Raw genomic sequence first — 24,332 nt, forward strand, 5'->3', positions numbered from 1 at the left:
TCTTTTTAATTATTTTATGAAGGACTTTACCTTACCGGCGTCCTGAATTCTCCGTAGCCAATTAAGCCATCATAATTCCTTCCGAAAGGTCTGTAATACAAAAATGCCTGATAAAGGTTTTCGGTCTGCCAGAAATTACCGTTGATTTCGCCAAAATTCAAACTTCCATTTGCTTCTTTTGTTGCCAGAATATAATTATAAAAACCCTGTTTCAGATAAATTTTAGCTATATATTTTTGAGATGCCTCATCATACTGCATCTGAAATTCTTTTCTAGGCTGAAAATCATTGAATCCTCCTAGAATATACAGCTCTTTATTCATCGGTTCGGAATCTAATGAAAAATGCACCCAGGAATAATCTGCTTCACGTTCAGCATTTCTTTCCAATCCAAGATCGTTTCTTCGGTAATACCATGCTCCATTTACATCAGGCTGATACTGATAATTCAGCGGATATGCCCAAACCGGATGTAGATAGGTTTGATTAACACCGTCTAAAAGTTCCGTGGCTCTTACCATATCTACTGCCATTCGCATATTTTTATTATCAAAATAATAAAATTCATTATTTCCAGGAAATATAAGATTAAGCTGCTGAAAAAGAAGTTTATTTCCCATCGTAGCACTCGGCTTCTGACCAGAAATTACCATATGAGGATTATTGTTCTGCATCAAAGTGAGCGTCATTGAATTAACATTAGAAGTGAGATCTCCTGCTTTTGCTACTGCCTGCACTTCTACTCTCTGGTTAAGACCCGGATTTTTTGCATCTGCAAAACGGGAAATATTTAACGCCAGATTTACCTGATCCTCAACTATAGAAAATCTCCTTTTGATGATCGGCTGATCTGCAGATCTTTTATAAACGATCAGTTCAAAGTTTCCTGAAATTTTAGGCTGAATTTTTTCATTGGGAAACCTCAGTACGTAATGCGTGTAAGGCTGTAATGTGTTGAAGGAATACTGAAACTCATCCAGCATTGCATTCATTTGACCATTGGCAATTTCACTGAAAAACAAATTATCATCCTGCCAGTTTCTATCATAATGTTTTATAGTATAACGGTATACTTCACTGGAATTAGTAAGGTCATCAAATCTCAAAATCAATTGCTGTCCCATTGAAATCACGGGAGTTTCGTCATTTGTCTGAGGATTAAACAGCTGTATACTCTGAATATTCTGCCCGAACAAAAATCCACTTAAAGACAGTAAAAATAATTGTAATGTTTTCATTATGACGAATATAATGATTATTTTGAACTAAAGAAAGATTTCCGTTTTCCATTTTTGAAAAAAACTTTATCTTTTACTTTAAAACAAAACCCGGACTATTGCCGGGCTTGATTTTTATATCTAGTAATTCAAGGTAATTAATTGACGATAAACTTTCTATCGTTAATTAGCTCCGCAATCGCCAACATATCTTTTCCAATCAATCGGTCATCTTCCAGCTTTGCTACTTGAGAACGAAGAATAGCGTAATTTTCTTCAATAATATCGGAACATTTTGCCGGTCTTCTGAATTCAAGACCCTGCGCTGCAAACATCAATTCAACGGCAAGAATATTGACTAAATTGCCAAGAACCTGATTAAACTTCCTACCCGAAATACTTCCCATTGACACATGATCTTCCTGACCCAAACTCGTCGGAATAGAATCTGCTGAAGCTGGGAAGCAAAGTGTTTTATTTTCTGTGACCAAAGCTGCCGAAGTATATTGAGGAATCATAAATCCTGAATTCAACCCAGAGCTTTCCGTTAATAATCGTGGTAAACCATATTTGCCTTCCAGCAGCAAATAACTTCTGCGGTCTGAAATATTTCCCAGTTCTGCTGCCGCTAAAGTTGCGTAGTCTAAAGGTAAAGCCATTAATTGACCGTGAAAATTTCCGCCCGAAATAGATTCTTCAGCACTTAATATAATCGGATTATCCGTTACGGAATTCAGTTCTGTTTCCGCCATCATTTTTAGATGTTCAAAAGCATTTCTGCTTGCGCCGTGCACTTGCGGAACACATCTCATTGAATAAGGATCCTGAACTCTTTCACATCCTTCATGCGCTTTAAGATTGTCTGAATCTTTTAAGAAATTAAGCATTCTTGCGGCTACTTTTTTACTTCCTTCAAATGGTCTTATTTCGTGAAGCTCTTTTTTAAACGGGCTTGCTGAACCTCTGTAAGCTTCCAGACTCATTGCAGCGGCAAGATCCGCAAGATCCAGAAGATATTCAAACTTTTCTAAACCTTTTATAGCATGAGCCAAAATAAACTGAGTTCCGTTGATGAGTCCCAATCCTTCTTTTGGACCTAAAACTAAAGGCTTCAGATTATTTTTTTCAAGAATTTCTGCTGTTTCAAATATTTCGTTATCTACCCATACTTGTCCAAGTCCTAAAAGCGGCAAAACCAGATGTGAAAGCGGTGCTAAATCTCCTGATGCTCCAACAGAACCCTGCTCTGGAACAACTGGGATAATATCTTTTTCCAGCATCAAAATCATTCTTTCGATAACCTGAAGAGAAACTCCGGAAAATCCTTTAGACAACGCATGAACTTTTGCGATCATCATGATTTTGGAAAGTTCTTTATCAATAGGCTTTCCCACACCAACTGCGTGAGAAATAATCAGATTATATTGCAGCTGTGCAGTTTCATCGGCAGAAATTTTAGTATCGCAAAGCGGTCCGAAACCTGTATTAATACCATAAACACAGCGATCTGAATCTACAATTTTCTGAACATTTTTCTGAGAATTTAAAATCTGCTCTTTTGCAGCTTCATTTAGCTGGGCTTTATTAGGGTCTTTACATATTTCCAAAACATCATGAAAACTGAAAGTATCAATACCGTATGTCATTACTTAAAAATTTGCCTAAAAATACACATTTTAAAGCATACCGGAAAAGCCATCTGTTGAGGTTGAGATATTAATATCCTTAAATGCGTAACCATAAATTTAAATTTAACACATATTATAAGGCTGAAGGACTTTCTTTCACTTTTTTTCTGCTTCATAATGCTTAAATTTGCTATATGAATCCGTCTTTAGAATTACAGCTTAAAACCTTACCCTCCGAACCCGGTGTTTATCGGTATTATGATAAAAATGACAATCTTCTGTATGTAGGAAAGGCAAAAAATCTAAAGAAAAGAGTACTTTCATACTTCAACAAAACACTTTCGGGCTACCGCACAAGAATTATGGTTGGGAAAATCAACCGTCTGGAAACCACTATTGTCAACAGTGAATACGATGCGCTTTTACTGGAAAACAATCTTATCAAAGAACATCAGCCGTTTTATAATGTAATGCTGAAAGATGACAAAACTTATCCGTGGATCTGCATTAAAAATGAAGAGTTCCCAAGAGTTTTTCTTACCCGAAACAAAATAAAAGATGGATCTGAATATTACGGACCTTACGCAAAAGTACGTCCTGCCAAGATTTTACTGGATACGATCAAGCATATTTATAAACTTCGCACATGCAATCTGAATTTGACACCTGCTAAAATTGATGAAGGAAAATATAAAGTCTGTCTGGAATTTCATATCAAAAACTGCGAAGGACCTTGTGAAGAGTTAGAAAGCAAAGAAGATTATGACGAAAAAATAGACGCTATCCGCGGAATCATTAAAGGAGATTTCCGCAGAGCAAAAGAATATCTGATCAATCAAATGACAAAATATGCAGCTAATCTTCAATTTGAAAATGCTCAGATGATTAAAGAAAGACTGAATATTCTGGAAGATTATCAGTCTAAACATACGGTTGTAAATCCCAATATTGATGACGTAGATGTTTTTGGAATGACAAGCGATGAAACAGCTGCGTATGTAAATTATTTTAAAATCAGAAACGGAAATATTATACAGAGCTTTACCACCGAAATTAAAAAAATGCTGGAAGAAACAGATGAGGAAATCATGGAGGAAGCCCTGATTGAAATCCGTCAGAAATTTGATTCAGATTCCAAAGAAGTCCTGCTTCCATTTCACCTGAGTGTCGAGATCCCAAATGTAAAGTTAATTGTACCTAAAGTTGGTGATAAAAAAAGAATTGTAGAGCTTTCTGAAAAAAATGCAAAAGAATACCGCATTGAAAAACTGAAACAGGTACAGATTGTAGATCCCGAAAGACATTCAAACAGGATTATGGCAGAAATGCAAAAGCTGTTGAGAATGCCTGTAGAACCAAGACATATTGAAGGATTTGACAACTCAAATATTCAGGGAACCAATCCGGTTTCGGCTTGTGTGGTTTTTAAAGACGGAAAACCAAGCAAAGCAGATTATAGAATTTTTCATCCGAAAACGGTAGAAGGTCCGAACGATTTTGCCACCATGGAAGAAGTTATATACCGAAGATATAAAAGAATGCTTGATGAAGGGGAAAGCTTGCCACAATTAATCTTGATTGACGGTGGGAAAGGTCAGCTTTCTTCCGCAGTAAAGAGCTTAAAAATCCTTGGTCTATACGGGAAAATTACCATTATAGGAATTGCTAAAAGACTGGAAGAAATTTTTTTCCCAGAAGATTCCATCCCTTTATACTTAGATAAAAAATCTGAAACTCTGAAAATTTTACAGCGTGTGAGAGACGAAGCGCACCGCTTCGGAGTAAAACACCACCGTACCAGAAGAAAAAACTCTACCATAAAATCTGAATTGGAAGAAATCCCGGGCGTAGGAAGCAAAACCATCGAACTGCTTTTATCAAAACTGAAATCAGTAAAAAGAATAAAAGAAGCCAATCTTGAAACTCTGGAAGAAATCTTAGGAAAATACAAAGCTAAGATTGTCTGGGACTTTTTTAATGCAGAATAAAAAAATCTTTCATCGTAATGGTGAAAGATTTCTTTTATTTTATAAAATAATTGCTGATAACCTAAACTCCGCCCATTACAAACATATTTTCCATTGTGGGCACATCACTTCCTCCTTCTTTTTCTAACGTAATTGCAAAGGCTTGTGCATTCGGAATATTTGAAAGAGAGATTTTTGAATCTTTATCCTCGCTGTACATCCCTGCACTTACAGGTTTACCGTCAGAAATTGCCCACAACTGGTATTGCATTCCCTGTGGTACTTTTGGCAAAGTATTTGCTGACAAATAAACATCTTTGGTATTTTTATCCCAAAAAACTACAGCTTTAGAATCGGGGTGTTTATCAACACCTGCTAAAGCAATTTTAAGCATATCAGGATTGGAAGTTATTTTAAGTTTCTGTTCCATATCCTGCATCGCCAGCTTTTGAGATTGACCTGCAGATTTCAGATCCGCCAACTCTTTTTTGGTTTCAGTCTGGCTGTTTAACCAGTAAAGATTGATTCCTACACTGATTAAAAATAAAACCGAAGCTGCAATAGCAAAGTTTTTAAAATTACTTCTTGGCTGATCAAAACGCTCTATCTGCAAAGAATGATTCATCCTTTTAGATTGATCTTGATCTTTCTGTTCAGATAGTCCAGAAATATTATTTTCTTCTTTTACAACAATATTTTCGTTATTTACAACAACGCTTTCCTGTTGAATTTTATCCCATATCTTTGCTTTCAAATCATGGGGTGGTGCAACTGCCTGCGAAGTTGCAAGCATCTCAAAAGTTATCTGCGCCTCTTCAAAGGCGGCTTTCACTTCAGCATTATTCTTCATCACACACTCCAGAATACTCGCTTCCTCCTGAGAAGCAAGACCTAGAATATAAGATTCTAGAATTCCGGATGATATGTATTCCTTGATATCCAATTTATTTATTGATAATCTTTTAACAAATCTCTTAATTTCACCAATGCATTTCGCATTTTCGTCTTTACAGTACCTAAAGGCATATTCAGTTTTTCTGATATTTCACTCTGCGTGTATCCTTGGTAATAAGCAAGATTTATCAATTCCTGCTTATCAGATTCCAAACTTTCGAGCACTTTATTAAACCCAATAAAATCTGAGTTATTAGATGTTGAAAGCTCCGCATTTTCATATACGAAATCTGGTAAAGGTTGGTTTTTTAGCTGATTTTGGAAACTTTTTGATTTAAGATAATCTATCGCCGTATTTCTGGCAATGTTGATCATCCATGTATAAAATCTTCCTTTTGAGGAGTCATACTGCTGAATTGAATTCCATATCTTAACAAAAACATCCTGAATAATCTCCTCGGTATATTCTTTAGACTGAACAATTCGCAGAATAACACCGTATAAAGCACCAGAATAGTTATCATACAAATGATGAAAACCAGTCTCGTTTCGCTCTCTCAGTAAAACTACAAGCTCTTCTTCTGAATATTTTGTTTTGATTGTAAATAATTTTCATCCCAAATTTAGTAAAATAAAACATACAATTTCAAAAAAATTAAAAAAATATAATATTAATGTGTTTGTTCTATAAAGCTGTAGAAAGTAATTACACAATAACTTTAATTTTTATACAAACATCATAAGGTATTTAATTAAAACTAATTATTCCTTATTAATTTAATTGCCCAGCCAGATTAAGCATATCATATTTGATTCGGTTGGCATTTGACTACATTTCTTTCTTGAAAAGTTAATAACTGTTAAAATATTTTTTTTTAAATCTAAAAAAAAATACTCCTCGTAAATGAGTTTAGAAACAAACAATACTCAAATAATAATTTTAAAAAATCAAGAAATGAACACAAGATCAAAAATCGCAGTATTCGGAATGGTAGCGTTATCATTTGCATTCAGCGGAAATGCAGCTGCACAGAAAATGAAAGAAAAAACAGTAATGGTAGGCGGAGCAGCGATGTATCCTTCTAAAAACATTGTAGAAAATGCAGTGAATTCTAAAGACCACAAAACATTGGTAGCAGCAGTAAAAGCAGCAGGTCTTGTAGAAACACTTCAGAGCGACGGACCTTTTACAGTGTTTACACCTACCGATGCAGCATTCGCTAAATTACCTGCAGGAACTGTTGAAAATCTTGTAAAACCTGAAAACAAGGAAATGCTTACAAAAATTCTCACCTATCACGTTTTACCGGGAAAATACAATTCTAAACAGGTTTGGGATGCTGTGAAAGCCGGTAACGGGAAAGCAATGATGGATACTGTACAAGGTGAACAGCTAACATTCTGGACAAAAGGAAAAGATCTGTATGTAACAGATGCTAAAGGCAACAAAGCCAAAGTTACTATTGCAGATGTAAATCAATCTAATGGCGTTATTCATGTAATAGATACTGTTCTATTACCGTAGTTTTAGTTTTTTATGGTTTATTTTAAGGAAGCCCTGTCTAAATTGATATTTAGGCAGGGTTTTTATTATTTAACCAATGAAAATACTTCTTTAGAATATTCATCATTCCCTTTTGGAATTTCAATGATAACATTTCCATTTTCCAGATAACCGAATGTATTTTCCCCTGACCGTAATTTCGCCTTAAAGCTGTCTTTTTTTGTCGTAGCTTTAAAAGTAGCAAATGGAACACTGCTGTTATTTTCAACCAGAATAAACTGATTATCTTCAAGCTGTATTTTTTGAAGAACTATTTTTCCATTGCTGTACTTAACTGTTTTTTCTGCTGTAGTCACCATTTTTTGAACAGCAGCTTCGTTTACCGATTCTGTCTGTAATTCCTGAGTAAGATTTTCAGTTTTAATTTCTTTAGGATTTGCAGCAGGAACTGACATTAAAGCCTGCTTTAAAGCATCCTGAAAACCTTCTTCAAATTCTTTGATTGAAGAACTTCCCTTCTGTGAAGCAATCACATTATTATTACAATCTTTAAATTCAACCAATATTTTGTTTCTCAAAAAGCTGCTGTCATTTTTAATATCCGCATTGAGAATATGACAGGGATTTGAGTTGGCTTCCGAAGACCATTCTCCTCTGTTGTCAGAAATAACAATATACTGTTTAGCTTTAAGGCTTTTTGCTAACGCATTACTGAGACCGTAATTTTGTTTTTTGAAACTTTCAAATGAATTCGGAACTACAATGTATTTGTAATCTGACACTTTCTGTGCAAATGTCATTGTAAAACCTGCAGTAAGTATTGCCAAAGATAATTTTTTCATGCTGAAATTAAAATAGTTAATCATTTCTAAACTCTCCCATATCAAGTTTTAAAGAGAAGAAATTAGAATAAAAATTAGAACCACCGATTCCTGAATTGCTGATGGCGTAATCCAACGTAAGACCTCTGTATCTTATTCCTATACCTGCGCTCGGCTGAAACGAAACTTTTCTTTTAAGATCCTCAATATCGGTAATGGACTGGAATCTATTGACTCCCAATCGAACAAAAATCATTTTCTGATACCCTAATTCGGCACCGGCATAAGGGGTAATACTTGCAAAATCTGTAGAAAGAAGCGCTGCTGTTTTAGCAAAATCTACGTTAATTCCTGCCTCCGGTAACACATACAAACTGCTGTTGATTTCAAACAATTTGCTTGCTCCTGCATTAAGTTTTGGCATCGTAAGTTCCATTTTATCAGTTGGAGCAGGGTTAAACTCTTCGCCATTGACAACCGTTGATAATTCATTCTGATTGATATTCCAGAAGTTCACTGTCGTAGTTGCATCACGAAGTATCCCTCCGAACTTCCAGCCGTTATCCAATTTATAAATAGCCCCGATATCAAATCCGAATCCATAACCGTTTGCAAATTTACCTACATTTCGGTAAACAATTTTAGCATTGATCCCAACATCCAGATTAGGATTACCGCCCGGATTAAAAGCATAGGAAACAATACCTGCATAATCAGATTGAGAAAATCTTGTAATTTTATCGTAATCTATGTTTCCTTCTGTATCAATCAGCTGTGTTGTATTAAGAATATTATCTACCCCAAGTCTTACAATCGAAACACCGAAAACACCGGTTTCCAGAACTTTGGCGTAGGCAAGGTAATCGTATTTTGCAATAGACTCGAAATATTCTGCGTGCATTGCTGCTCCCTGCCAGTCTTTCTGAATGCCCATTAATCCTGCGGGATTCCACATTGGAGAGTATACATCATCCTGATTGGTGATCACAGCTCCTCCCATACCAATTCCTCTTGCTCCGGCTCCGATATTGAGAAATTCGTTGGAATATTTTCTGATGATCTGCGACTGAAATGTCACTGCAATCATTAAAGTCAATAATAAAAAATATTTTTTCATCATATAAATTGATGCTTAATTAAGTTTTTTCTGTTTTCTGTTTTTAATTATGGCATTTACTACAATTGCCAGAATCATAACCAATGAGGCGATATAAAATACGGAACTCATGTTTTCTGATTCTCCAAAGATAAAAAAAGCTAATATAATTCCGTAGACTGGTTCCAAATTTACTGTTAAAATTAATGTAAACGGCGAAATATATTTCATCAGCTTTACAGATTCAAACATCGGATAAGCCGTAAACACACTTGCCAATAAGCCTATTAACGCTAAATCTTTATAGTTTATTTCGTTGATATGAACAATTTGTCCGGTGATGAGATAAAAAAGCATTAAAATAAACCATCCGGAAAAAATTTCATAAAAAATAATATTCCCTGAGCTTGTCTTGCCAAAAAGTTTTCCGTTGAAAACAGAAAAAACAGTTCCGAAAACAGCACAGAGAATTCCGAAGAAAATCCCTTCTTTATATTGAAATTCAGTTTTAAAAATAAGCAAAATACAGGTAACAATCACAATCCCCATAATTACTTCAGAAACATCTATTTTTCTTTTATAAACCAAAGGCTCCATAATAGAGGCAAACAGCGTAGAAAGAGAAAGACAGCTTAACGCTATGGAAACATTGGAAACTTTTATTGAATAAAAAAAACAGTACCAGTGAAGCGCCATGAAAAAACCTACGCCAGCCAGCTGAAAAAAGAGTTTCTTTGAGACTTTTATACTTTCTTTTTTATAAATTCTAATGAATACATAGAGAAATACAGAAGCAAAAAGCATCCGGTAAAAAACAAGAATCTGCGCATCAGCGGTAATCATTTTACCCAATATTGCGGTGAATCCCCATAGAAAAACAATAAAATGTAATCTGAAAAGTGCTAATTTCTGCATGAATCATCTTAAAATACCAAACTGCAAATTTACTAATACCTTTTTATATTTTTAACAATAATCTAAAGAAGCAATAATATATTTAAACAAAAATCATCTTCAAAACAAAAACCCTGAAAGTCTATGAAACTTTCAGGGCCTTCAAATAATAAACTATTAAAAAAATAAACTAGGAACTTAGAGTATAACCAAAGTATAACCTTTGTTACTCTGTTGTAAAATTAGAAAATATTATGAACATAACAAAACATAAGTTTGTTAAACTTTTCATAAAATTCTGAAAACCAAAAACTTAAATATGATCACAATCATTTTGCCATATTTTTACCAAAAATAGTATCTTTAGGCAGTTTAAAATAAAGATTTCATGGATATTGAATTTAATAAAAGAGAGGATCAGAATAAATTAAAATTGTCAGAAATCAACCGTCTTTTAAATGTAATAAAAAAAGGAGGCGGTGAAAAGAGACTTCAAAAACTTCGTGAAGAAGGGAAAATGACGGCAAGAGAAAGAATTGATTATCTTCTTGATAAAGATTCAGATTCTATTGAGATCGGAGCTTTTGCCGGATACGATATGTATGAAGAACACGGCGGGTGTCCAAGCGGCGGCGTTGTTGTTGTCATGGGATATATTTCCGGAAGACAATGCATTGTTGTAGCCAATGATGCATCGGTAAAAGCCGGGGCATGGTTCCCGATTACAGGCAAGAAAAACCTCAGAGCACAGGAAATTGCGATGGAAAATAGGCTTCCAATTATTTACCTTGTAGATTCAGCCGGAGTTTATCTGCCAATGCAGGACGAAATTTTCCCGGATAAAGAAATGTTTGGCAGAATTTTCAGAAATAATGCAAAAATGAGTGCTGCAGGCATTATTCAGATTTCAGCAGTAATGGGAAGCTGTGTTGCAGGAGGTGCTTATCTTCCAATCATGAGTGATGAGGCGATGATTGTAGACAAAACAGGCTCAATCTTTCTTGCCGGAAGTTATCTGGTAAAAGCTGCAATCGGTGAGTCTATTGATAATGAAACTCTAGGCGGAGCCACAACACACTGTGCTATTTCGGGTGTTACAGATTATAAAGCTAAAGATGATAAGGACGCTTTAGATCGTATAAAAAACATCATGAAATCTGTCGGAAGCTATGAAAAAGCAGGATTTGACAGAATTGAAAGTTTCCCGCCAAAAGAGAAAGCGGAAAATATATTTGGGATCATGCCGGTTTCCAGAGCAGATCAGTATGACACTTTAGATATCATCAAATGTCTTACAGATAATTCAGAATACGAAGAATACAAGCCTGATTACGGCAAAAGCATCATTTGTGCAACTGCAAGAATTGATGGATGGTCTGTAGGAATTGTTGCCAACCAAAGAAAACTGGTAAAAAGCGGAAAAGGAGAAATGCAGTTTGGAGGAGTGATCTATTCCGACTCCGCAGATAAAGCAACAAGATTTATTGCCAATTGCAATCAGCGAAAAATTCCTTTGGTATTTTTACAGGATGTAACCGGTTTTATGGTAGGTTCAAAATCTGAGCATGGCGGAATTATTAAAGACGGAGCTAAAATGGTGAACGCGGTTTCAAATTCAGTTGTTCCAAAATTTACTATTATTACCGGGAATTCTTATGGAGCAGGAAACTATGCAATGTGCGGAAAAGCGTATGACCCAAGATTGATCGTAGCCTGGCCATGGGCAGATCTTGCTGTAATGGGCGGAGCACAGGCTGCTAAAGTTTTAGCACAAATTCAGGAATCCACTTTAAAAAAGCAAGGAAAAGAAATTACTGAAGAAGAGCATAAAGAAATTTTAAATTCAATCTCAGAAAAATATAAAAAACAGACAGAGGCTACCTATGCTGCGGCAAGATTGTGGACTGATGCCATCATCAATCCTGTAGATACCAGAAAATGGATCTCAATGGGAATTGAAGCCGCCGACCACTCTCCTATCACAGAAAAATTTAACCTGGGAGTTATTCAGGTTTAAATTTTTAACCAAAATACTTACAAGCCTTACTTTTTATGAAGTAAGGCTTTTTATTATGTTAAATACTCGTAAAAAATAATAAACTTTTTTAAAGCATGAAATAAAGGTGAGATAATTGGTGTTAAGAACATCTGAACTAATAACTACAAACTTTTTTTATTACTAATCCTTAAAAGGAAACCTATGAAAAGATACTTTGCAGTTTTTATTACCATTTATACGGCTGTTTTATTGTACATGATGTTTTATGCTTCCGGAAGAGAGCCTTCCGAGATCGCCTACTTTCAGCACAAGCCATTTCTCACAATTCAAAATTTCTTCACCAATAACGAAATCAAAAATCCGGATTTTATTGTAAATATTTTAGGGAATATATTTTTATTCAGTCCGTTTGGATGGCTGGGATTATGCATTAAAAAATTCAACCGGTTTCTTCCGATCACTATATTTTTTCTTATTTCAATAAGTTTGATAGAATCTGCCCAGTTTTTATCAGGAAGAGGAGTGGCAGATGTAGATGATGTCTTTCTCAACACCTTCGGAATGCTGCTTGGTTTTACTCTTTTCAAATATGCAACCTGGAAAAATATTGCCAATATAAAATTTCACTTTGATCTTTTGGAAAAAGGTAAGACTCTATCATCAGTATCATAACGATGAAGTTTGTTGTGCGTGCAGCTGATCTTTGCACAAATATTGCACTTACATTTCATTTATCATCATTATGAAATCAACCTCTTTACATCAAGCATTTTTACAGAAAATACTTGTATTACAATTTCTGATTTTCTCAGCTTTACTATTTTCTCAACGGCAAAAAACTACCCTTCTGTTTGAAAAGGCAAATGTACAGGAAAATATAATTTATAAAACCGACGAAAGCGGAAGAGAAATATTACTTGATTTGTATACACCACAAAAAACCGGGATAAAAAAATTTCCTGTCGTAATGTTTGTTCATGGAGGAGCTTGGGTAGAAGGAAGCAAAACAATCTACGCTGATAATTATGTAGAAAATACCATTTCTAAACTTTTAGATAAAAACTTTGCGATAATCAGCATCAATTATCGTTTAGTCAGTGAAAACATTCATTTCCCCGCTCCGATAGAAGACACTAAAGACGCAGTGCGATGGATCAGAAAAAATGCAGACCAGTATCAGTTAGACTCCGACAATATAGGAATGTGGGGTGTTTCTGCAGGAGCTCATCTTTCTTTGCTGAGCGCTTATACAGAAGACATACAATTTCCGGGTGATCCCATTCTTTCTCCCTACTCAGCAAAGGTAAATTATGTTGTTGATAATTTCGGACCTACTGATATGAATAGGCTTCTTCATACCCGTGCTCCACAGCCGTTGCTTTTTGCTGTTGGGTTAATTTCACAAAAAATTATTGATCTCCGTAGTAAACTCATTATGGGAATTACAGGAATGAATGCTAAAGAAAACAGAAAAGAGATTGCAGAATTCTGTGAAAATATTTCTCCCCTTTCCTATAATAAAATTACTGTGCCGACCCTTATTATTCATGGCAATAAAGATAAAATTGCTCCGGTAAGACATTCAAAAAGACTTCATAAAATGCTCAAAAAAGCCGATACTGAAAATAAGCTTATCATTATTAAAAAAGGAAATCACGGTTTCAGTACTACAGACAAAGCAGAACTTGAAGAGATCAGCAATCTCATGGTAAATTTTATCATTGACCAACAAAAAAAGTAATATTTAACAGCTTTGCTTTGTGATTGTAGATTTTTATAAATTAGCGATTTATTGAGATAAATTCTTTTGCAGTTTTCTTTCAAAATGTTTAATATTGTTGTCGGTTGAAAACCAGATTTCTAACGAATCTGCATTAAGTAAATTCTCCAAAAAGAAACCTGATTTAGAATGACTTATATTTTACTGTTACTATGAAAAAAAACCTTATATATTTAGTTCTCATCATTATAATTGCTGCTATAGCCTTCATTCCGGGAGTTAAAAGCTTTCTGAAAGATCAGTTTTTCCCGGTTGCTACCATTGAGAGTGCAGTTCACATAAGTGAAGTTGATTACGATATAGATTTACAGGGAATTAATGTTCCAAGTACCAATCTTAAAAACTTCAAAAATAAACCTCTATTCCTGAATTTTTGGGGAACTTGGTGCCCTCCATGCATTAAAGAATGGCCGACTATCCAGAAGCTGTATGATTCAAGAAAAGAAAACATCAATTTTGTATTAATTGCAATGAAAGATGACGAAGCCAAAGTGAGAAAATTTCTTCAGGAAAATAATTATAGTGTTCCTGTATATATTGCCCAAAGCCCAATCTCAGAAAAGGTGCTTCCAAAAGCTTTTCCTACTACATTCCTTTTGGATCAGAACGGAAGAATTTTAATAAAAGAAGATGCTTATACCGATTGGAATACAGAGTCTGTGCATCAGTTTATCGACAATATTATCAAATAATAACTTTAACGAAATTTTATATTGCATTGGTACGCAATTTGGAAATTATATGATGTTGAAGTTATAAAAACAAACACAAAAAATGAAGTATTCAAAAATCAGTTTAGCAAAAGAAGCAATCAGCCACAAGGGATTTGTGCGAAAAATACCAGATATTTTCAGAATGGTTAATCTTTGGAGAAAAGGATTGTATCCTGTAAAATCTATCAATATGATTTTGCCGCTAATGGGAATTTTATATGTAATTTCTCCCATAGATCTGGTTCCTGATTTTATCATCCCTGTTGTAGGAGTTTTAGACGATCTCGCAGTTTTATCATTTACCATTCCCAAACTTATAAAAGAAGTAGACAAATTTCTTCTTTGGGAAACAGAACAGAAATTCAGCAAAACGAGAATCATTGACACAGATATTGTAAAATAATAAAAACCATCGTAAAGATGGTTTTTTACTATTTAAAAGCATTAAATATTAATACTATTGTTTTTATAAAGTTTTAAATTGCTCTAAAGTTCTTATATCATTTTCAAAGAACATTCTGATATCACTCATTTGATACAATAACATTACAATTCTTTCAATTCCCATTCCGAAAGCATAACCGGAATATTTTTCAGCATCTATATTAACATTTTTCAGAACAGCAGGATCTACCATTCCGCAGCCCATAATTTCGAGCCATCCCGTTCCTTTTGTAATTCTGTAATCTGTCTCAGAGTTTAAACCCCAATACACATCAATTTCTGCACTTGGCTCTGTGAAAGGAAAATATGATGGTCTCATTCTGATTTTAGACTTTCCAAAAAGTTCTGTCGTAAAAAACTGAATGGTCTGTTTAAGATCTGCAAAACTTACGTTTTCATCAATATACAATCCTTCAATCTGATGAAAGATACAGTGGGAACGAGAAGAAACCGCTTCATTTCTGAAAACTCTACCGGGAGATAAAATTCTGATTGGCGGCTGATTTTCTTCCATATATCTTATCTGAACAGATGAGGTATGCGTTCTAAGTAAAATATCAGGATTCTGTTCGATAAAAAAGGTATCCTGCATATCTCTTGCAGGGTGATACTCAGGAAGATTGAGTGCTGTAAAGTTGTGCCAGTCATCTTCAATTTCAGGACCGTCTGCAACTGCAAAACCTATGGATCTAAAAATTTCTATAATCCTGTTTTTAACAAGATTGATAGGATGACGGGAACCTAAATCCAAAGGGAAAGCAGGTCGTGTAAGATCTTCTTTTTCAACAACAACAGAAGATTCGGAAGCATTTTTTAAATCTTCCAGCTTAGCATTAACAGCCTGCTTAAGAGTATTGATTTTCTGTCCGAATTCTTTTTTCTGGTCGTTAGGAATTTCTTTCAATGTTTCATAAAAATCATTCAGAATTCCTTTTTTACCGTTAAATTTGATCCGGAAGCTCTCTATTTCGTCTTTACCTGTAGTGCTGAAGTTTTTTACTTCTTCAAGTAAATCTTCTATCTTATCAATCATCGCTTTTACTTTCAAAAAAAATGTATTTGCAAAAATACGCTTTTCGGCTTAAAAACCTTTTCTAATATTATAAAAAAATCTACTCCACTCAGAAACAGACTTTTGTTATTTGATATCATTACTTTGGATCTATTATTGTAGTGACCGTAATTGTGAGAACCGTAAAAAAATTGATGGCAAAAATTAAATAATATTCTTTTTTCGTTCTTAATGAATTGATCAAACTAAAGAAAAACAGAAAAATTAACAATAATACCGAAGGTATTGTAAACATTTCTCCCAAAATACGGATAATCTGGTGATTAAAAGATAAGTAAAAGAATAACTGCAGACTTACTAAAAAAATCATGCAGATAATACTTAATATTAGAATTGCTTTACTCATCAGAATCTACAATTATTTTCTTTCTAGCGCCTTAACTTTCATTTGCAGCGTTATTTCGTTTTTAATCACTCCATTTTCAACCGGTGACTGAAATTTAACTCCAAATTCTTCTCTCATGATATCTTTTGGCTCTGTAGCAATACTTACTTCATTTCCTTTTACAGCCACATTTGCTTTAAACTGCACAGGCTTTGTAATTCCCTTTATCGTAAGATTTCCATCAAGAACTGTGTTATAATCACCTTCAGCAGTCGGACTCACTTTAGTAATTTCATAGGAAGAGGTTGGAAATTTATCAACTTCAAAAAAATCTGCGCTTTTGAGATGACCGTTCAGCTTTTCAAGATCATCTTTTTTGTCTTTCAAATCTTCTGAGGTTAATGAAGACATATCGGCAACAAAATTTCCGCTTTCCAGTTTTCCATCTTTCACGGTAACTACTCCGCTTTCAAATTTTATGGTTCCAAAGTGGCTTGAACTTTCTGTTTTAAAAACTTTATATCCCTTCCATTCTATATTACTGTTTAAAGTATCTACTACAAACCTGGCACCCTCTTTAGTGGTGGAAACTTCATTAGAATCACTTGTAACAGGTTTTTCTTTAGAACATGAAACAATGATAATTGACAGAAAAAATGCAGTAACAGCAAAAGATAAGATATTTTTTTTCATATTTAAAAGTTTATTATTGTCAGATTTCATAAAAACTGATTGATTCTCAATTTAAATCTATATAAGTTTGCTGTTGCTAAATTACTAAAAATATGCCAGCTTAACCTAAAAACCTTATTTTTGCAATATGCTACTTGAGATAAAGAACCTTCATTTTTCCTATTCAAAAGATCAAAAACTTTTTGAAAACCTCAACCTTCAGTTTGAAAAAGGTAAAATTATTGCATTAGCCGGAGAAAGCGGATGTGGGAAATCCACCTTATTGAGTCTCATTTATGGATTACATGATTGGGAAAAAGGTGATATTGTTTTTGAAGGAAGAAAATTATTAGGTCCTAAAGGAAATCTTGTCCCGGGAGAATCTGAAATGAAGTCTGTAGCACAGAGTTTCGATCTCATGCCTTATGCTACTGTAGCTGACAATGTGGGAAAATTTATTTCAAATATTAATCTGACCCGGAAAAAAGAAAAAATTGAAGAACTGCTTGATGTTGTAGGATTAACTGAATTTGCCAAAGTTTTACCTAAAAATCTGAGCGGAGGACAACAGCAGAGAGTTGCCATTGCAAGAGCACTTTCTGTTTTGCCCAAGTTACTCTTGCTTGACGAACCATTCAGCAATCTTGATTTTGCCAGAAAAATTGAGCTTAGGGAGAAACTTTTCAGATATGTGAAAGAAAATAATATCAGCCTTATTATTTCTACGCATGAACTTCAGGATATTATTGCATGGACTGACGAAATTGTTATTCTTAAAAATGGTGACTTAATTCAAAACGATAATGCAGCAGCAACTTATCAAAATCCAAAAAATGAATATGTTGCAAAACTTTTTGGAGAAGTAAACCTGTTTTCACCCAATGAAATGGAAGAACTGGAAGTCGACAGTTTTTTTTATTATCCGCACCAGATCAAAATCTCAGAAAATGGAAGTATTGCCGAAGTTCTCGAAAGCAGGTTTGCAGGAAACCATTACTGGAATAAAATCAGATACAAAAATAAAAAACTTTTGATGTTTACTGATAAACAGATTGAAGGTACAGTAAAAATCATTTTCATCTAACTTTCACCTCAAATTCAGCCAGCACAGGAGACAATAGCTATTTGATATATAATAGCCTTGTGTTTATGCTTTCTTCACAAATTCTGATTTTAAAGCCATTGCTCCAAACCCATCAATCTTACAGTCGATATTGTGATCAGATCCCGGTCTCAAACGTATATTCTTCACCTTAGTTCCTGCTTTTACGGGTTTCGGAGCCCCTTTTACAGGTAAATCTTTTACTACAACCACAGAATCTCCGTTTTGTAGTTCATTTCCGTTAACATCAAAAATTTTATCTTCATCTGCTGCTTCAGAAGGATTCCACTCATGAAAGCACTGGGAACAAACCATCATTCCGTCTTGTTCATACGTATATTCTGACTGACATTTAGGACAAATGATAGTATCGCTCATAATGATTTTTAATGCTATTTAAGGTTAATGAATAAAAAAATCCTGTAATATCTTACAGGATTGCGATCCGGACGGGACTCGAACCCGCGACCTCCGCCGTGACAGGGCGGCATTCTAACCAGCTGAACTACCGGATCATTTTGGTACTGCAAAAATACACTTTTTAACTTATTTTACAAACATCAGATCAAAAAAATGCTTCCCGAATCCGGAAAGCATTCATTATCAAATTAATTATTTTTATAAGTGTGCACTTAATTTTTCTGCAATAACTTCTTTTGGAGCTACTCCTACCAATTTATCTACCACTTCTCCGTTTTTAAAAATCAATACTGTAGGAATATTTCTGATTCCGTACTGCATAGAAATTTCCTGATTGTTGTCTACATCTACTTTTCCTACTACAGCTTTTCCTTCAAAATCGCTGGCTACTTCTTCAATGATTGGTCCTAATGTTCTGCATGGTCCGCACCATACTGCCCAAAAATCTACCAATACCGGTTTATCTGATTTTAAAACTGTTTCCTGAAACGAGCTATCTGTAATTTCTAAAGCCATGTTTTTATTTTTTTATTATTAATATTCTAATTTATAGATACAAATTTACAACTATTGAGCCATAAGACTATCTATGCTCAACATTTGTATTTTCTATAACAAAATCTTTTGAAATCTCTTTCAAAGCTTGTACAAGTGTATCAATATCACTTTTTGTAGTTAAGTGACTGAAAGAAACACGCAGTGGTGTACAATGATCCATTTCGTCTTCAGACAGTACCATCATCATGACCATAGAAGGCTTAGAAGCTCCAGAAGAACAGGCACTCCCCTGCGAAACTGCGATACCCTTCATATCCAACTGTAATCCGATAAGCGGATTTTTATACGGAAGTAAAATGCTTATTACTGTATATAAGCTCTTCTCAGCTTCTGCGCTTCTACCATTAAATTTTATTCCGTGAATTTCATCAGAAAGTTTTTCTACAGCATATTGTTTAATGCTTTGCATATGAGCAGCATAATCTTCCATATTTTGGATGGAAAGTTCCAATGCTTTTCCTAAACCTGCAATTCCTGCAACATTTTCCGTTCCTGCTCTCAGGCTTCTTTCCTGTGGTCCTCCTGTAATAATGCCTTTCAAACCTGTTGCTTTACGAACAAAAGCAAATCCGATTCCTTTCGGACCATGGAATTTATGTGCACTGCATGAAGCAAAATCTACAGGAATATCAGAAAAATCAAGGTGCATATGAGCCATTGTCTGCACAGTATCTGAATGAAACAGTGCATTATTTTCCTTGCAAATCTGTGCAGCCTTTTTTAAATCAATAAGGTTTCCTATTTCATTATTGGCGTGCATTAAACTTACCAGTGTTTTTTTATCTGAAGATTTTAGAAGTTCTTCTAATTTTGCCAGATCAATATCTCCTTTTTCATTGGGACGAATATAATTTACCTCTACTCCTTTTCTGCTTTTCATATCCAGAATACTTTCGGAAACACATTTATGTTCCATAGGAGAACTTATAATTCTTTCTACGCCGAGATGCTCTACACAAGATTTAATAATCATATTATTGGACTCCGTTCCGCATGAAGTAAAAATAATTTCAGCCGGACTTACATGAAGATAATCTGCGACCTGTCTTCTTACATTTTCTATCAGGATTTTTGCTTCCTGACCAAAACTGTGGGTAGATGACGGGTTTCCGAAATTGATTTTCATGGTATCAATCATTGCATCAATTACCTCATCAGAAAGAGGTGTTGTTGCAGCGTTATCCAAATATATTTTATTCATTTTTACTTTGAAGATTTTAGTTGTACAGAAGTAAATTGGTAACTCGCCGGAACCGAAAACACAAACCAAGGATTTGACATTACCTGAATTGCCATTCCACCAGATTCATATTCTGGTATTTCTATAAAAAGGGTGTTATTTTTTACTGAAATATTTTTAATTTCATTGACTTGGTGATCCCCGGAACTGAAAGTTCCCATATAATAAACCACTACTTTCTTATCTTTCGGGAAAGTGGGTGTTTCTATTATAGGACTTTGTCCGGATGCAGTATACCTGTCTTTGATTTCGTCTGCCAATTCCTGTCGGTTATTTAAAATTCTGAATCCTTGTTTTTCTGTTCCGCCCTGAGTTTCAGAAACAAGAATTTCTGCCTGATTTTGCATACTCGAAGTTTTTTGTGCTGTAGTTCCTGTACAACTCAGTATTGTTGCAAAAAACAAAATTAGCAATTTGTTCATTTTATTTTTATTGATTCTTCAAAATTAATGAAAAAATCGGTAATGACCTTCATCTGCCCATTTTAACATTGTCTTATCTCCGGAAGTATCACCGAAAGCAATGATTTTATCATACTTATGTCCGGAAATTTCTTTTTTTATTCTTTCCAGCTTTTCATTTCCGTTACAATTAATGCCAATAAAATTTCCTGTAAAAATACCATTTCTGAACTCTGCCTGAGTAGAAACCAGCTGCATCTTCAGTTTTTCTGCAAAAGGTTTAGCCCAAATATCAAGAGATGCAGTTACCATAAGACTGTGAGTATTTTCTCTGTCTATATTGTTAATAAAATCCAAGGCGTTTTCTCTGATGATTTTAGGATAATTTTCCTCAAAAAATTTTTTAGCTTTTTCTTCTATTTTTAACTGAAGCTGACCTCTCAGAACAGAACCAATGAAACTTTTTTTCACTTTTTCAGTATCTGCCAGTTTCAATTTTAAAAGAACAAACAGCGGAATATGCCTGATAAACTGCATTCTGAATTTCACCGGATTATAATATCGGAGAAACAGGAACATTGTGTCTTTATAGGTAATTGTTCCGTCAAAATCAAAACAATACAGTTTTTTCATTACTTAAAGCTTTAATTTTTTAAATATGAACTCCGGAATATTGCGGATAATCATCATAATAATTCCCCACACCGGCAAAACATACACAACGTCTTTCTGCTTTTTGTATGCCTTAAAAATGAATTCTGCCGCCTGCTTGGGAGTTGCTGTCAATTTTGGATTAAGTGGCAGACCTTCTGTCATTTTTGTAGCCATGAAGCCTGGTTTTACTGTCATTACATGGACTTTCTTGTCAAAAAGATAATTTCTCAGTCCGCTCAAATAAGCTGTGAATGCCGCTTTTGCACTTCCGTAAATAAAATTACTCTGCCTTCCTCTTTCACCTGCAACAGAAGAAAGCCCGATGATGGTTCCTAATCTTCTGCTTTCAAACTTTTTGGCAAAATAATTAATCAGAGGAACAAGCTTGGAGTAATTAATTTCGATAATCCTTTCTGTATTTTTATTATCGTATAAACCCTCTTCCGTTCCTTCTCCTAAATACCCTGTTGCACAAAATAATACATTGGAATTGATGTGCTCAAACTCAGAATATTTTATTTCTTTTGTTAAATCTAATTCAATAACTTCTGATTGCTGTAAGAATTTCACATCAATATGTCTGGCAAATCTTTCTGCAGACTCCAGATTTGATGTGAAGAGATAAATTTTTTCAAACTTTTCCCCTTCCTGCAAAGCTTTTTCTACAAAAGCCTGGGCAACTTCGGATGTTGTACCGAGAACAATCATTTATTTATTATTTAAGATTCTTTTATGCTGCAGAGATACAAACTTTGAGCTTTCTACATTTCGCAGATAGTCCGTTAAAGAAGACTTGCTCATGCTGTCTTTGGCAAGATAAATTCTTCCGCCAAATTCTTCTACAATATGATCAAGCTCAGCCACAAGTTTTTTTAATTTATTATTAACCTTAAAATCTAATGCTAAAGTGTAACCCTCGAATGGAAATGAATTATATGCCATTGGATTGTTTTTACCAATAAATTTGAGAACTGCCAAAAAAGAGCCGTTCCCAGAATTAGCAATAGTTTCTAATATTCTTCTCATTCCTTCTTTTCCTTTTTCTTTAGGAATAACCATTTGGTATTGTATGAAGCCGGACTTACCATAAATTTTATTCCAGTCTTCTATAATATCGAGGGGATAAAAAAAGCTTTCGTAGGGTATAATATTCTTTACAATTTTATTTTTTTGCTTATTGTAAATTAAAAAATTGAAAATTTTTACCGTAAGATTGTTAAGCACAAAACCCGGAAAATAAAAGGGCACGGCTGGTAATTTTTTTGTTTTCAAACGAAGCGGCTTTCCTTTAAATTTTTCCGGAAGCTCATTTTTCAAAGCAAATTCACCTCTTTGCAGTACACTTCTTCCAATGTTTTCACCTTTTTGAAGGCAGTCAATCCATGCTACATTATAGGTCCAGCTTTCGCATTCTTTAAACAATTCAAAAATCTCATCCAGATTTTTCGCTTTTATACTTTCCTGACGAATATACGCTGTTTCAATTTTTTTAAGCCTGAATTTTGCCGACAGAATAATTCCTGTAAGTCCCATTCCTCCAATTGTTGCCCAAAATTTTTCAGAATTTTCATCCCTTGAACACTTTAAAACATCTCCACTTTCATTCATCAGACTAAACTCTATAAGACATTCTGAAAAACAGTGAATCCCTTTTCCGTGCACGTCTGAAGCAATAGCCCCGCCAATTGTAATGAATTTGGTTCCGGGTGTCACCATTAAAAAATAACCTTGCGAAACAGAAATTTCCAAAACATCTGACAAAAGAACCCCTGATTCACATTCAATAATTCCGTTTAACCTATCAAAGCTGATAAACTTATTGAGCTTTTTGGTTGAGAAAATATTTTCACCCAAAGAAGCATCACCGTAACATCTTCCGTTGCCTCTTGCGATAACTTCATTGTGGTCTTGAATAAATTCTTTAATTTTTCTAAAGCTGTCTTCCGACTTCATTTGCTTTTCCACCACAGGAAAATTACCCCAGTTTGAAACTTTTTGTGTGAAATCCGGCTTCATTATTTAAAATAGATTAAAATTAAAAATGCAGCTACCCACAATATTAAAGTAACCTGTATATAACGGTCTTTATAAACTATTTTGGTTGGCGATTCGGTACGATTGTACACCAAAGTCTGCTGTAGGTATCTCAAAAAAGCAAATACAACAAAAATAACCGTATAAAAAACCGCAGAATGCAGCCTTCCCTGAATTTCTGGTGATAAAGTAAACATCAGATAGCAGACAATTGCCAGAGCCACTGAAATTGAAAGCGTGATATCTGCAAACTGAACATTGTAACCATCTAAGGACTTTCTGGTTTTACCTGAAATCTGTGCATTAATCAGTTCTCCTCTTCTTTTGCCTATTGCTAATACCAATGCTAAAACAAATGTGAGCAATGTTGCCCATTGTGATATGAAAATTCCTGTAATATACCCTCCTGCCTGAACACGAAGGACAAAGCCTATGGCGATAATAAAAATATCTATAATAGGAACATGTTTCAGCTTGAAAGTATATGCCAGATTCATCACAAAATAAAAGATGATGATTAAAGCAAATCTCCACACCTCAATATGAAAGAAAAAGTGAGCAAATAATACTAAAAGAATATCTGTAATAATCAATCCGGTAAGAATGGCTATTGCTTTCTGCTTGGAAACAGCTCCGCTTGCCAATGGTCTTCTTCTCTTTTCCGGATGTTTCTGATCTGCTTCAATATCATTATAATCGTTCAGAATATAAACAACTCCGGCAGCTAAAGAAAATATGACAAAAGCAAAAATACTTTTGGACAGTAAATCTATATTATTAATATTCCCGGAAAAGAATAATGGTACAAAGACAAACAGGTTTTTCACCCATTGTTCTACACGAAGTAGCTTTAGATATTTCTTCATTTATGTAGTTTCGAGTGCAAAAATACTGATT

General features: G+C 34.5%; 25 protein-coding genes and 1 tRNA gene. 8 read left to right on the forward strand and 18 right to left on the reverse strand.

Annotation, left to right across the window (positions count from 1 at the left end; translation table 11 throughout):
- Window positions 1-26 precede the first annotated feature (26 nt).
- Both AC0NBN_RS15225 and hutH read right to left on the reverse strand, forming a co-directional pair.
- Window positions 27-1,238: a type IX secretion system plug protein gene (locus tag AC0NBN_RS15225; protein ID WP_160813653.1), complete on the reverse strand. Its 1,212-nt coding sequence runs from the start codon at window positions 1,236-1,238 to the stop codon at window positions 27-29.
- Between the two features lie 137 nt (window positions 1,239-1,375).
- Window positions 1,376-2,863, reverse strand: coding sequence for a histidine ammonia-lyase (hutH, locus tag AC0NBN_RS15230; protein ID WP_143884121.1), 1,488 nt, complete (start codon window positions 2,861-2,863; stop codon window positions 1,376-1,378).
- A gap of 176 nt (window positions 2,864-3,039) precedes the next feature.
- Here hutH and uvrC point away from each other — a divergent pair, with 176 nt between their 5' ends.
- Complete coding sequence (uvrC, locus tag AC0NBN_RS15235; RefSeq protein ID WP_160813651.1) at window positions 3,040-4,833, forward strand: excinuclease ABC subunit UvrC; 1,794 nt, start codon at window positions 3,040-3,042, stop codon at window positions 4,831-4,833.
- A 61-nt stretch (window positions 4,834-4,894) separates the two neighbouring features.
- On the opposite strand, the gene AC0NBN_RS15240 is transcribed toward uvrC, so the two are convergent.
- Entirely contained in the window at window positions 4,895-5,755 is an 861-nt protein-coding gene (locus AC0NBN_RS15240) for an anti-sigma factor domain-containing protein (RefSeq protein WP_160813649.1), read from the reverse strand.
- A gap of 5 nt (window positions 5,756-5,760) precedes the next feature.
- The gene (locus AC0NBN_RS15245; RefSeq protein WP_089745199.1) at window positions 5,761-6,234 is read right to left on the reverse strand and encodes an RNA polymerase sigma factor; all 474 of its coding nucleotides are present in this window, start codon (window positions 6,232-6,234) and stop codon (window positions 5,761-5,763) included.
- A gap of 427 nt (window positions 6,235-6,661) precedes the next feature.
- Here AC0NBN_RS15245 and AC0NBN_RS15250 point away from each other — a divergent pair, with 427 nt between their 5' ends.
- Window positions 6,662-7,231, forward strand: coding sequence for a fasciclin domain-containing protein (locus tag AC0NBN_RS15250; protein ID WP_160813648.1), 570 nt, complete (start codon window positions 6,662-6,664; stop codon window positions 7,229-7,231).
- Between the two features lie 65 nt (window positions 7,232-7,296).
- On the opposite strand, the gene AC0NBN_RS15255 is transcribed toward AC0NBN_RS15250, so the two are convergent.
- The 3 genes from AC0NBN_RS15255 to AC0NBN_RS15265 are packed head-to-tail and all read right to left on the reverse strand — an operon-like array spanning window position 7,297 to window position 10,042.
- Window positions 7,297-8,052, reverse strand: a complete 756-nt coding sequence (locus AC0NBN_RS15255; protein WP_143884125.1) for a hypothetical protein — start codon at window positions 8,050-8,052, stop codon at window positions 7,297-7,299.
- A 16-nt stretch (window positions 8,053-8,068) separates the two neighbouring features.
- Window positions 8,069-9,151, reverse strand: a complete 1,083-nt coding sequence (locus tag AC0NBN_RS15260) for a putative type IX sorting system protein PorV2 (protein ID WP_160813646.1) — start codon at window positions 9,149-9,151, stop codon at window positions 8,069-8,071.
- 12 nt (window positions 9,152-9,163) lie between these two features.
- Window positions 9,164-10,042, reverse strand: a complete 879-nt coding sequence (locus AC0NBN_RS15265; RefSeq protein ID WP_160813644.1) for a DMT family transporter — start codon at window positions 10,040-10,042, stop codon at window positions 9,164-9,166.
- Between the two features lie 367 nt (window positions 10,043-10,409).
- Here AC0NBN_RS15265 and AC0NBN_RS15270 point away from each other — a divergent pair, with 367 nt between their 5' ends.
- The 5 genes from AC0NBN_RS15270 (at window position 10,410) to AC0NBN_RS15290 (ending at window position 14,916) form a co-directional block, all read left to right on the forward strand.
- Entirely contained in the window at window positions 10,410-12,038 is a 1,629-nt protein-coding gene (locus AC0NBN_RS15270) for a carboxyl transferase domain-containing protein (protein ID WP_160813642.1), read from the forward strand.
- 183 nt (window positions 12,039-12,221) lie between these two features.
- On the forward strand, window positions 12,222-12,692 hold the full coding sequence (locus AC0NBN_RS15275; protein ID WP_160813640.1) for a VanZ family protein: 471 nt from the start codon (window positions 12,222-12,224) through the stop codon (window positions 12,690-12,692).
- A 70-nt stretch (window positions 12,693-12,762) separates the two neighbouring features.
- Window positions 12,763-13,761, forward strand: coding sequence for an alpha/beta hydrolase (locus tag AC0NBN_RS15280; protein ID WP_160813638.1), 999 nt, complete (start codon window positions 12,763-12,765; stop codon window positions 13,759-13,761).
- A 191-nt stretch (window positions 13,762-13,952) separates the two neighbouring features.
- The gene (locus tag AC0NBN_RS15285) at window positions 13,953-14,492 is read left to right on the forward strand and encodes a TlpA disulfide reductase family protein (RefSeq protein ID WP_160813637.1); all 540 of its coding nucleotides are present in this window, start codon (window positions 13,953-13,955) and stop codon (window positions 14,490-14,492) included.
- A gap of 82 nt (window positions 14,493-14,574) precedes the next feature.
- Entirely contained in the window at window positions 14,575-14,916 is a 342-nt protein-coding gene (locus AC0NBN_RS15290) for a YkvA family protein (protein WP_143884132.1), read from the forward strand.
- 63 nt (window positions 14,917-14,979) lie between these two features.
- Here the strand turns inward: AC0NBN_RS15290 and pheS are convergent, their stop codons facing one another.
- Window positions 14,980-15,990 (reverse strand): phenylalanine--tRNA ligase subunit alpha, encoded by a 1,011-nt coding sequence (gene pheS, locus AC0NBN_RS15295; RefSeq protein WP_160813635.1) that lies wholly within the window; start codon window positions 15,988-15,990, stop codon window positions 14,980-14,982.
- Window positions 15,991-16,387: 397 nt separating this feature from the next.
- A complete protein-coding gene (locus AC0NBN_RS15300; RefSeq protein ID WP_143884133.1) occupies window positions 16,388-17,047 on the reverse strand; it encodes a YceI family protein in 660 nt (219 codons plus the stop codon).
- Between the two features lie 127 nt (window positions 17,048-17,174).
- Between AC0NBN_RS15300 and AC0NBN_RS15305 the strand changes: the two genes are divergently transcribed.
- Window positions 17,175-18,110 (forward strand): ABC transporter ATP-binding protein, encoded by a 936-nt coding sequence (locus AC0NBN_RS15305; protein WP_160813633.1) that lies wholly within the window; start codon window positions 17,175-17,177, stop codon window positions 18,108-18,110.
- A gap of 63 nt (window positions 18,111-18,173) precedes the next feature.
- Here the strand turns inward: AC0NBN_RS15305 and AC0NBN_RS15310 are convergent, their stop codons facing one another.
- From AC0NBN_RS15310 to AC0NBN_RS15350, 9 genes are all read right to left on the reverse strand, one after another.
- The gene (locus AC0NBN_RS15310; protein WP_143884135.1) at window positions 18,174-18,506 is read right to left on the reverse strand and encodes a zinc ribbon domain-containing protein YjdM; all 333 of its coding nucleotides are present in this window, start codon (window positions 18,504-18,506) and stop codon (window positions 18,174-18,176) included.
- 63 nt (window positions 18,507-18,569) lie between these two features.
- A tRNA-Asp gene (locus AC0NBN_RS15315) sits at window positions 18,570-18,643 on the reverse strand.
- A gap of 103 nt (window positions 18,644-18,746) precedes the next feature.
- Complete coding sequence (gene trxA / locus AC0NBN_RS15320; protein ID WP_040995543.1) at window positions 18,747-19,064, reverse strand: thioredoxin; 318 nt, start codon at window positions 19,062-19,064, stop codon at window positions 18,747-18,749.
- 67 nt (window positions 19,065-19,131) lie between these two features.
- Window positions 19,132-20,307 (reverse strand): cysteine desulfurase family protein, encoded by a 1,176-nt coding sequence (locus AC0NBN_RS15325; protein ID WP_160813631.1) that lies wholly within the window; start codon window positions 20,305-20,307, stop codon window positions 19,132-19,134.
- 2 nt (window positions 20,308-20,309) lie between these two features.
- Window positions 20,310-20,768 carry a hypothetical protein gene (locus AC0NBN_RS15330; RefSeq protein WP_160813629.1) on the reverse strand — a complete coding sequence of 153 codons (459 nt, stop codon included), beginning with the start codon at window positions 20,766-20,768 and terminating at the stop codon, window positions 20,310-20,312.
- A 24-nt stretch (window positions 20,769-20,792) separates the two neighbouring features.
- On the reverse strand, window positions 20,793-21,380 hold the full coding sequence (locus AC0NBN_RS15335) for an HAD family hydrolase (protein ID WP_160813627.1): 588 nt from the start codon (window positions 21,378-21,380) through the stop codon (window positions 20,793-20,795).
- 3 nt (window positions 21,381-21,383) lie between these two features.
- The gene (locus AC0NBN_RS15340) at window positions 21,384-22,109 is read right to left on the reverse strand and encodes an SDR family NAD(P)-dependent oxidoreductase (protein ID WP_160813625.1); all 726 of its coding nucleotides are present in this window, start codon (window positions 22,107-22,109) and stop codon (window positions 21,384-21,386) included.
- Window positions 22,110-23,417 (reverse strand): FAD-binding oxidoreductase, encoded by a 1,308-nt coding sequence (locus tag AC0NBN_RS15345; RefSeq protein ID WP_160813623.1) that lies wholly within the window; start codon window positions 23,415-23,417, stop codon window positions 22,110-22,112.
- Complete coding sequence (locus AC0NBN_RS15350; protein WP_160813621.1) at window positions 23,417-24,301, reverse strand: UbiA prenyltransferase family protein; 885 nt, start codon at window positions 24,299-24,301, stop codon at window positions 23,417-23,419. Before AC0NBN_RS15350 ends, AC0NBN_RS15345 begins: the two co-directional genes overlap by 1 nt.
- Window positions 24,302-24,332: the final 31 nt, after the last annotated feature.

Source organism: Chryseobacterium sp. L12, assembly GCF_056133985.1.

What these genes read in the sequence shown, in the direction of transcription:
- AC0NBN_RS15225 (WP_160813653.1), bottom strand. Translation starts at nt 1,238, where the DNA reads ATGAAAACATTACAATTATTTTTACTGTCTTTAAGTGGATTTTTGTTC.
- hutH (WP_143884121.1), bottom strand. Translation starts at nt 2,863, where the DNA reads ATGACATACGGTATTGATACTTTCAGTTTTCATGATGTTTTGGAAATA.
- uvrC (WP_160813651.1), top strand. Translation starts at nt 3,040, where the DNA reads ATGAATCCGTCTTTAGAATTACAGCTTAAAACCTTACCCTCCGAACCC.
- AC0NBN_RS15250 (WP_160813648.1), top strand. Translation starts at nt 6,662, where the DNA reads ATGAACACAAGATCAAAAATCGCAGTATTCGGAATGGTAGCGTTATCA.
- AC0NBN_RS15255 (WP_143884125.1), bottom strand. Translation starts at nt 8,052, where the DNA reads ATGAAAAAATTATCTTTGGCAATACTTACTGCAGGTTTTACAATGACA.
- AC0NBN_RS15260 (WP_160813646.1), bottom strand. Translation starts at nt 9,151, where the DNA reads ATGATGAAAAAATATTTTTTATTATTGACTTTAATGATTGCAGTGACA.
- AC0NBN_RS15265 (WP_160813644.1), bottom strand. Translation starts at nt 10,042, where the DNA reads ATGCAGAAATTAGCACTTTTCAGATTACATTTTATTGTTTTTCTATGG.
- AC0NBN_RS15270 (WP_160813642.1), top strand. Translation starts at nt 10,410, where the DNA reads ATGGATATTGAATTTAATAAAAGAGAGGATCAGAATAAATTAAAATTG.
- AC0NBN_RS15275 (WP_160813640.1), top strand. Translation starts at nt 12,222, where the DNA reads ATGAAAAGATACTTTGCAGTTTTTATTACCATTTATACGGCTGTTTTA.
- AC0NBN_RS15280 (WP_160813638.1), top strand. Translation starts at nt 12,763, where the DNA reads ATGAAATCAACCTCTTTACATCAAGCATTTTTACAGAAAATACTTGTA.
- AC0NBN_RS15285 (WP_160813637.1), top strand. Translation starts at nt 13,953, where the DNA reads ATGAAAAAAAACCTTATATATTTAGTTCTCATCATTATAATTGCTGCT.
- AC0NBN_RS15290 (WP_143884132.1), top strand. Translation starts at nt 14,575, where the DNA reads ATGAAGTATTCAAAAATCAGTTTAGCAAAAGAAGCAATCAGCCACAAG.
- pheS (WP_160813635.1), bottom strand. Translation starts at nt 15,990, where the DNA reads ATGATTGATAAGATAGAAGATTTACTTGAAGAAGTAAAAAACTTCAGC.
- AC0NBN_RS15300 (WP_143884133.1), bottom strand. Translation starts at nt 17,047, where the DNA reads ATGAAAAAAAATATCTTATCTTTTGCTGTTACTGCATTTTTTCTGTCA.
- AC0NBN_RS15305 (WP_160813633.1), top strand. Translation starts at nt 17,175, where the DNA reads ATGCTACTTGAGATAAAGAACCTTCATTTTTCCTATTCAAAAGATCAA.
- AC0NBN_RS15310 (WP_143884135.1), bottom strand. Translation starts at nt 18,506, where the DNA reads ATGAGCGATACTATCATTTGTCCTAAATGTCAGTCAGAATATACGTAT.
- trxA (WP_040995543.1), bottom strand. Translation starts at nt 19,064, where the DNA reads ATGGCTTTAGAAATTACAGATAGCTCGTTTCAGGAAACAGTTTTAAAA.
- AC0NBN_RS15325 (WP_160813631.1), bottom strand. Translation starts at nt 20,307, where the DNA reads ATGAATAAAATATATTTGGATAACGCTGCAACAACACCTCTTTCTGAT.
- AC0NBN_RS15330 (WP_160813629.1), bottom strand. Translation starts at nt 20,768, where the DNA reads ATGAACAAATTGCTAATTTTGTTTTTTGCAACAATACTGAGTTGTACA.
- AC0NBN_RS15335 (WP_160813627.1), bottom strand. Translation starts at nt 21,380, where the DNA reads ATGAAAAAACTGTATTGTTTTGATTTTGACGGAACAATTACCTATAAA.
- AC0NBN_RS15340 (WP_160813625.1), bottom strand. Translation starts at nt 22,109, where the DNA reads ATGATTGTTCTCGGTACAACATCCGAAGTTGCCCAGGCTTTTGTAGAA.
- AC0NBN_RS15345 (WP_160813623.1), bottom strand. Translation starts at nt 23,417, where the DNA reads ATGAAGCCGGATTTCACACAAAAAGTTTCAAACTGGGGTAATTTTCCT.
- AC0NBN_RS15350 (WP_160813621.1), bottom strand. Translation starts at nt 24,301, where the DNA reads ATGAAGAAATATCTAAAGCTACTTCGTGTAGAACAATGGGTGAAAAAC.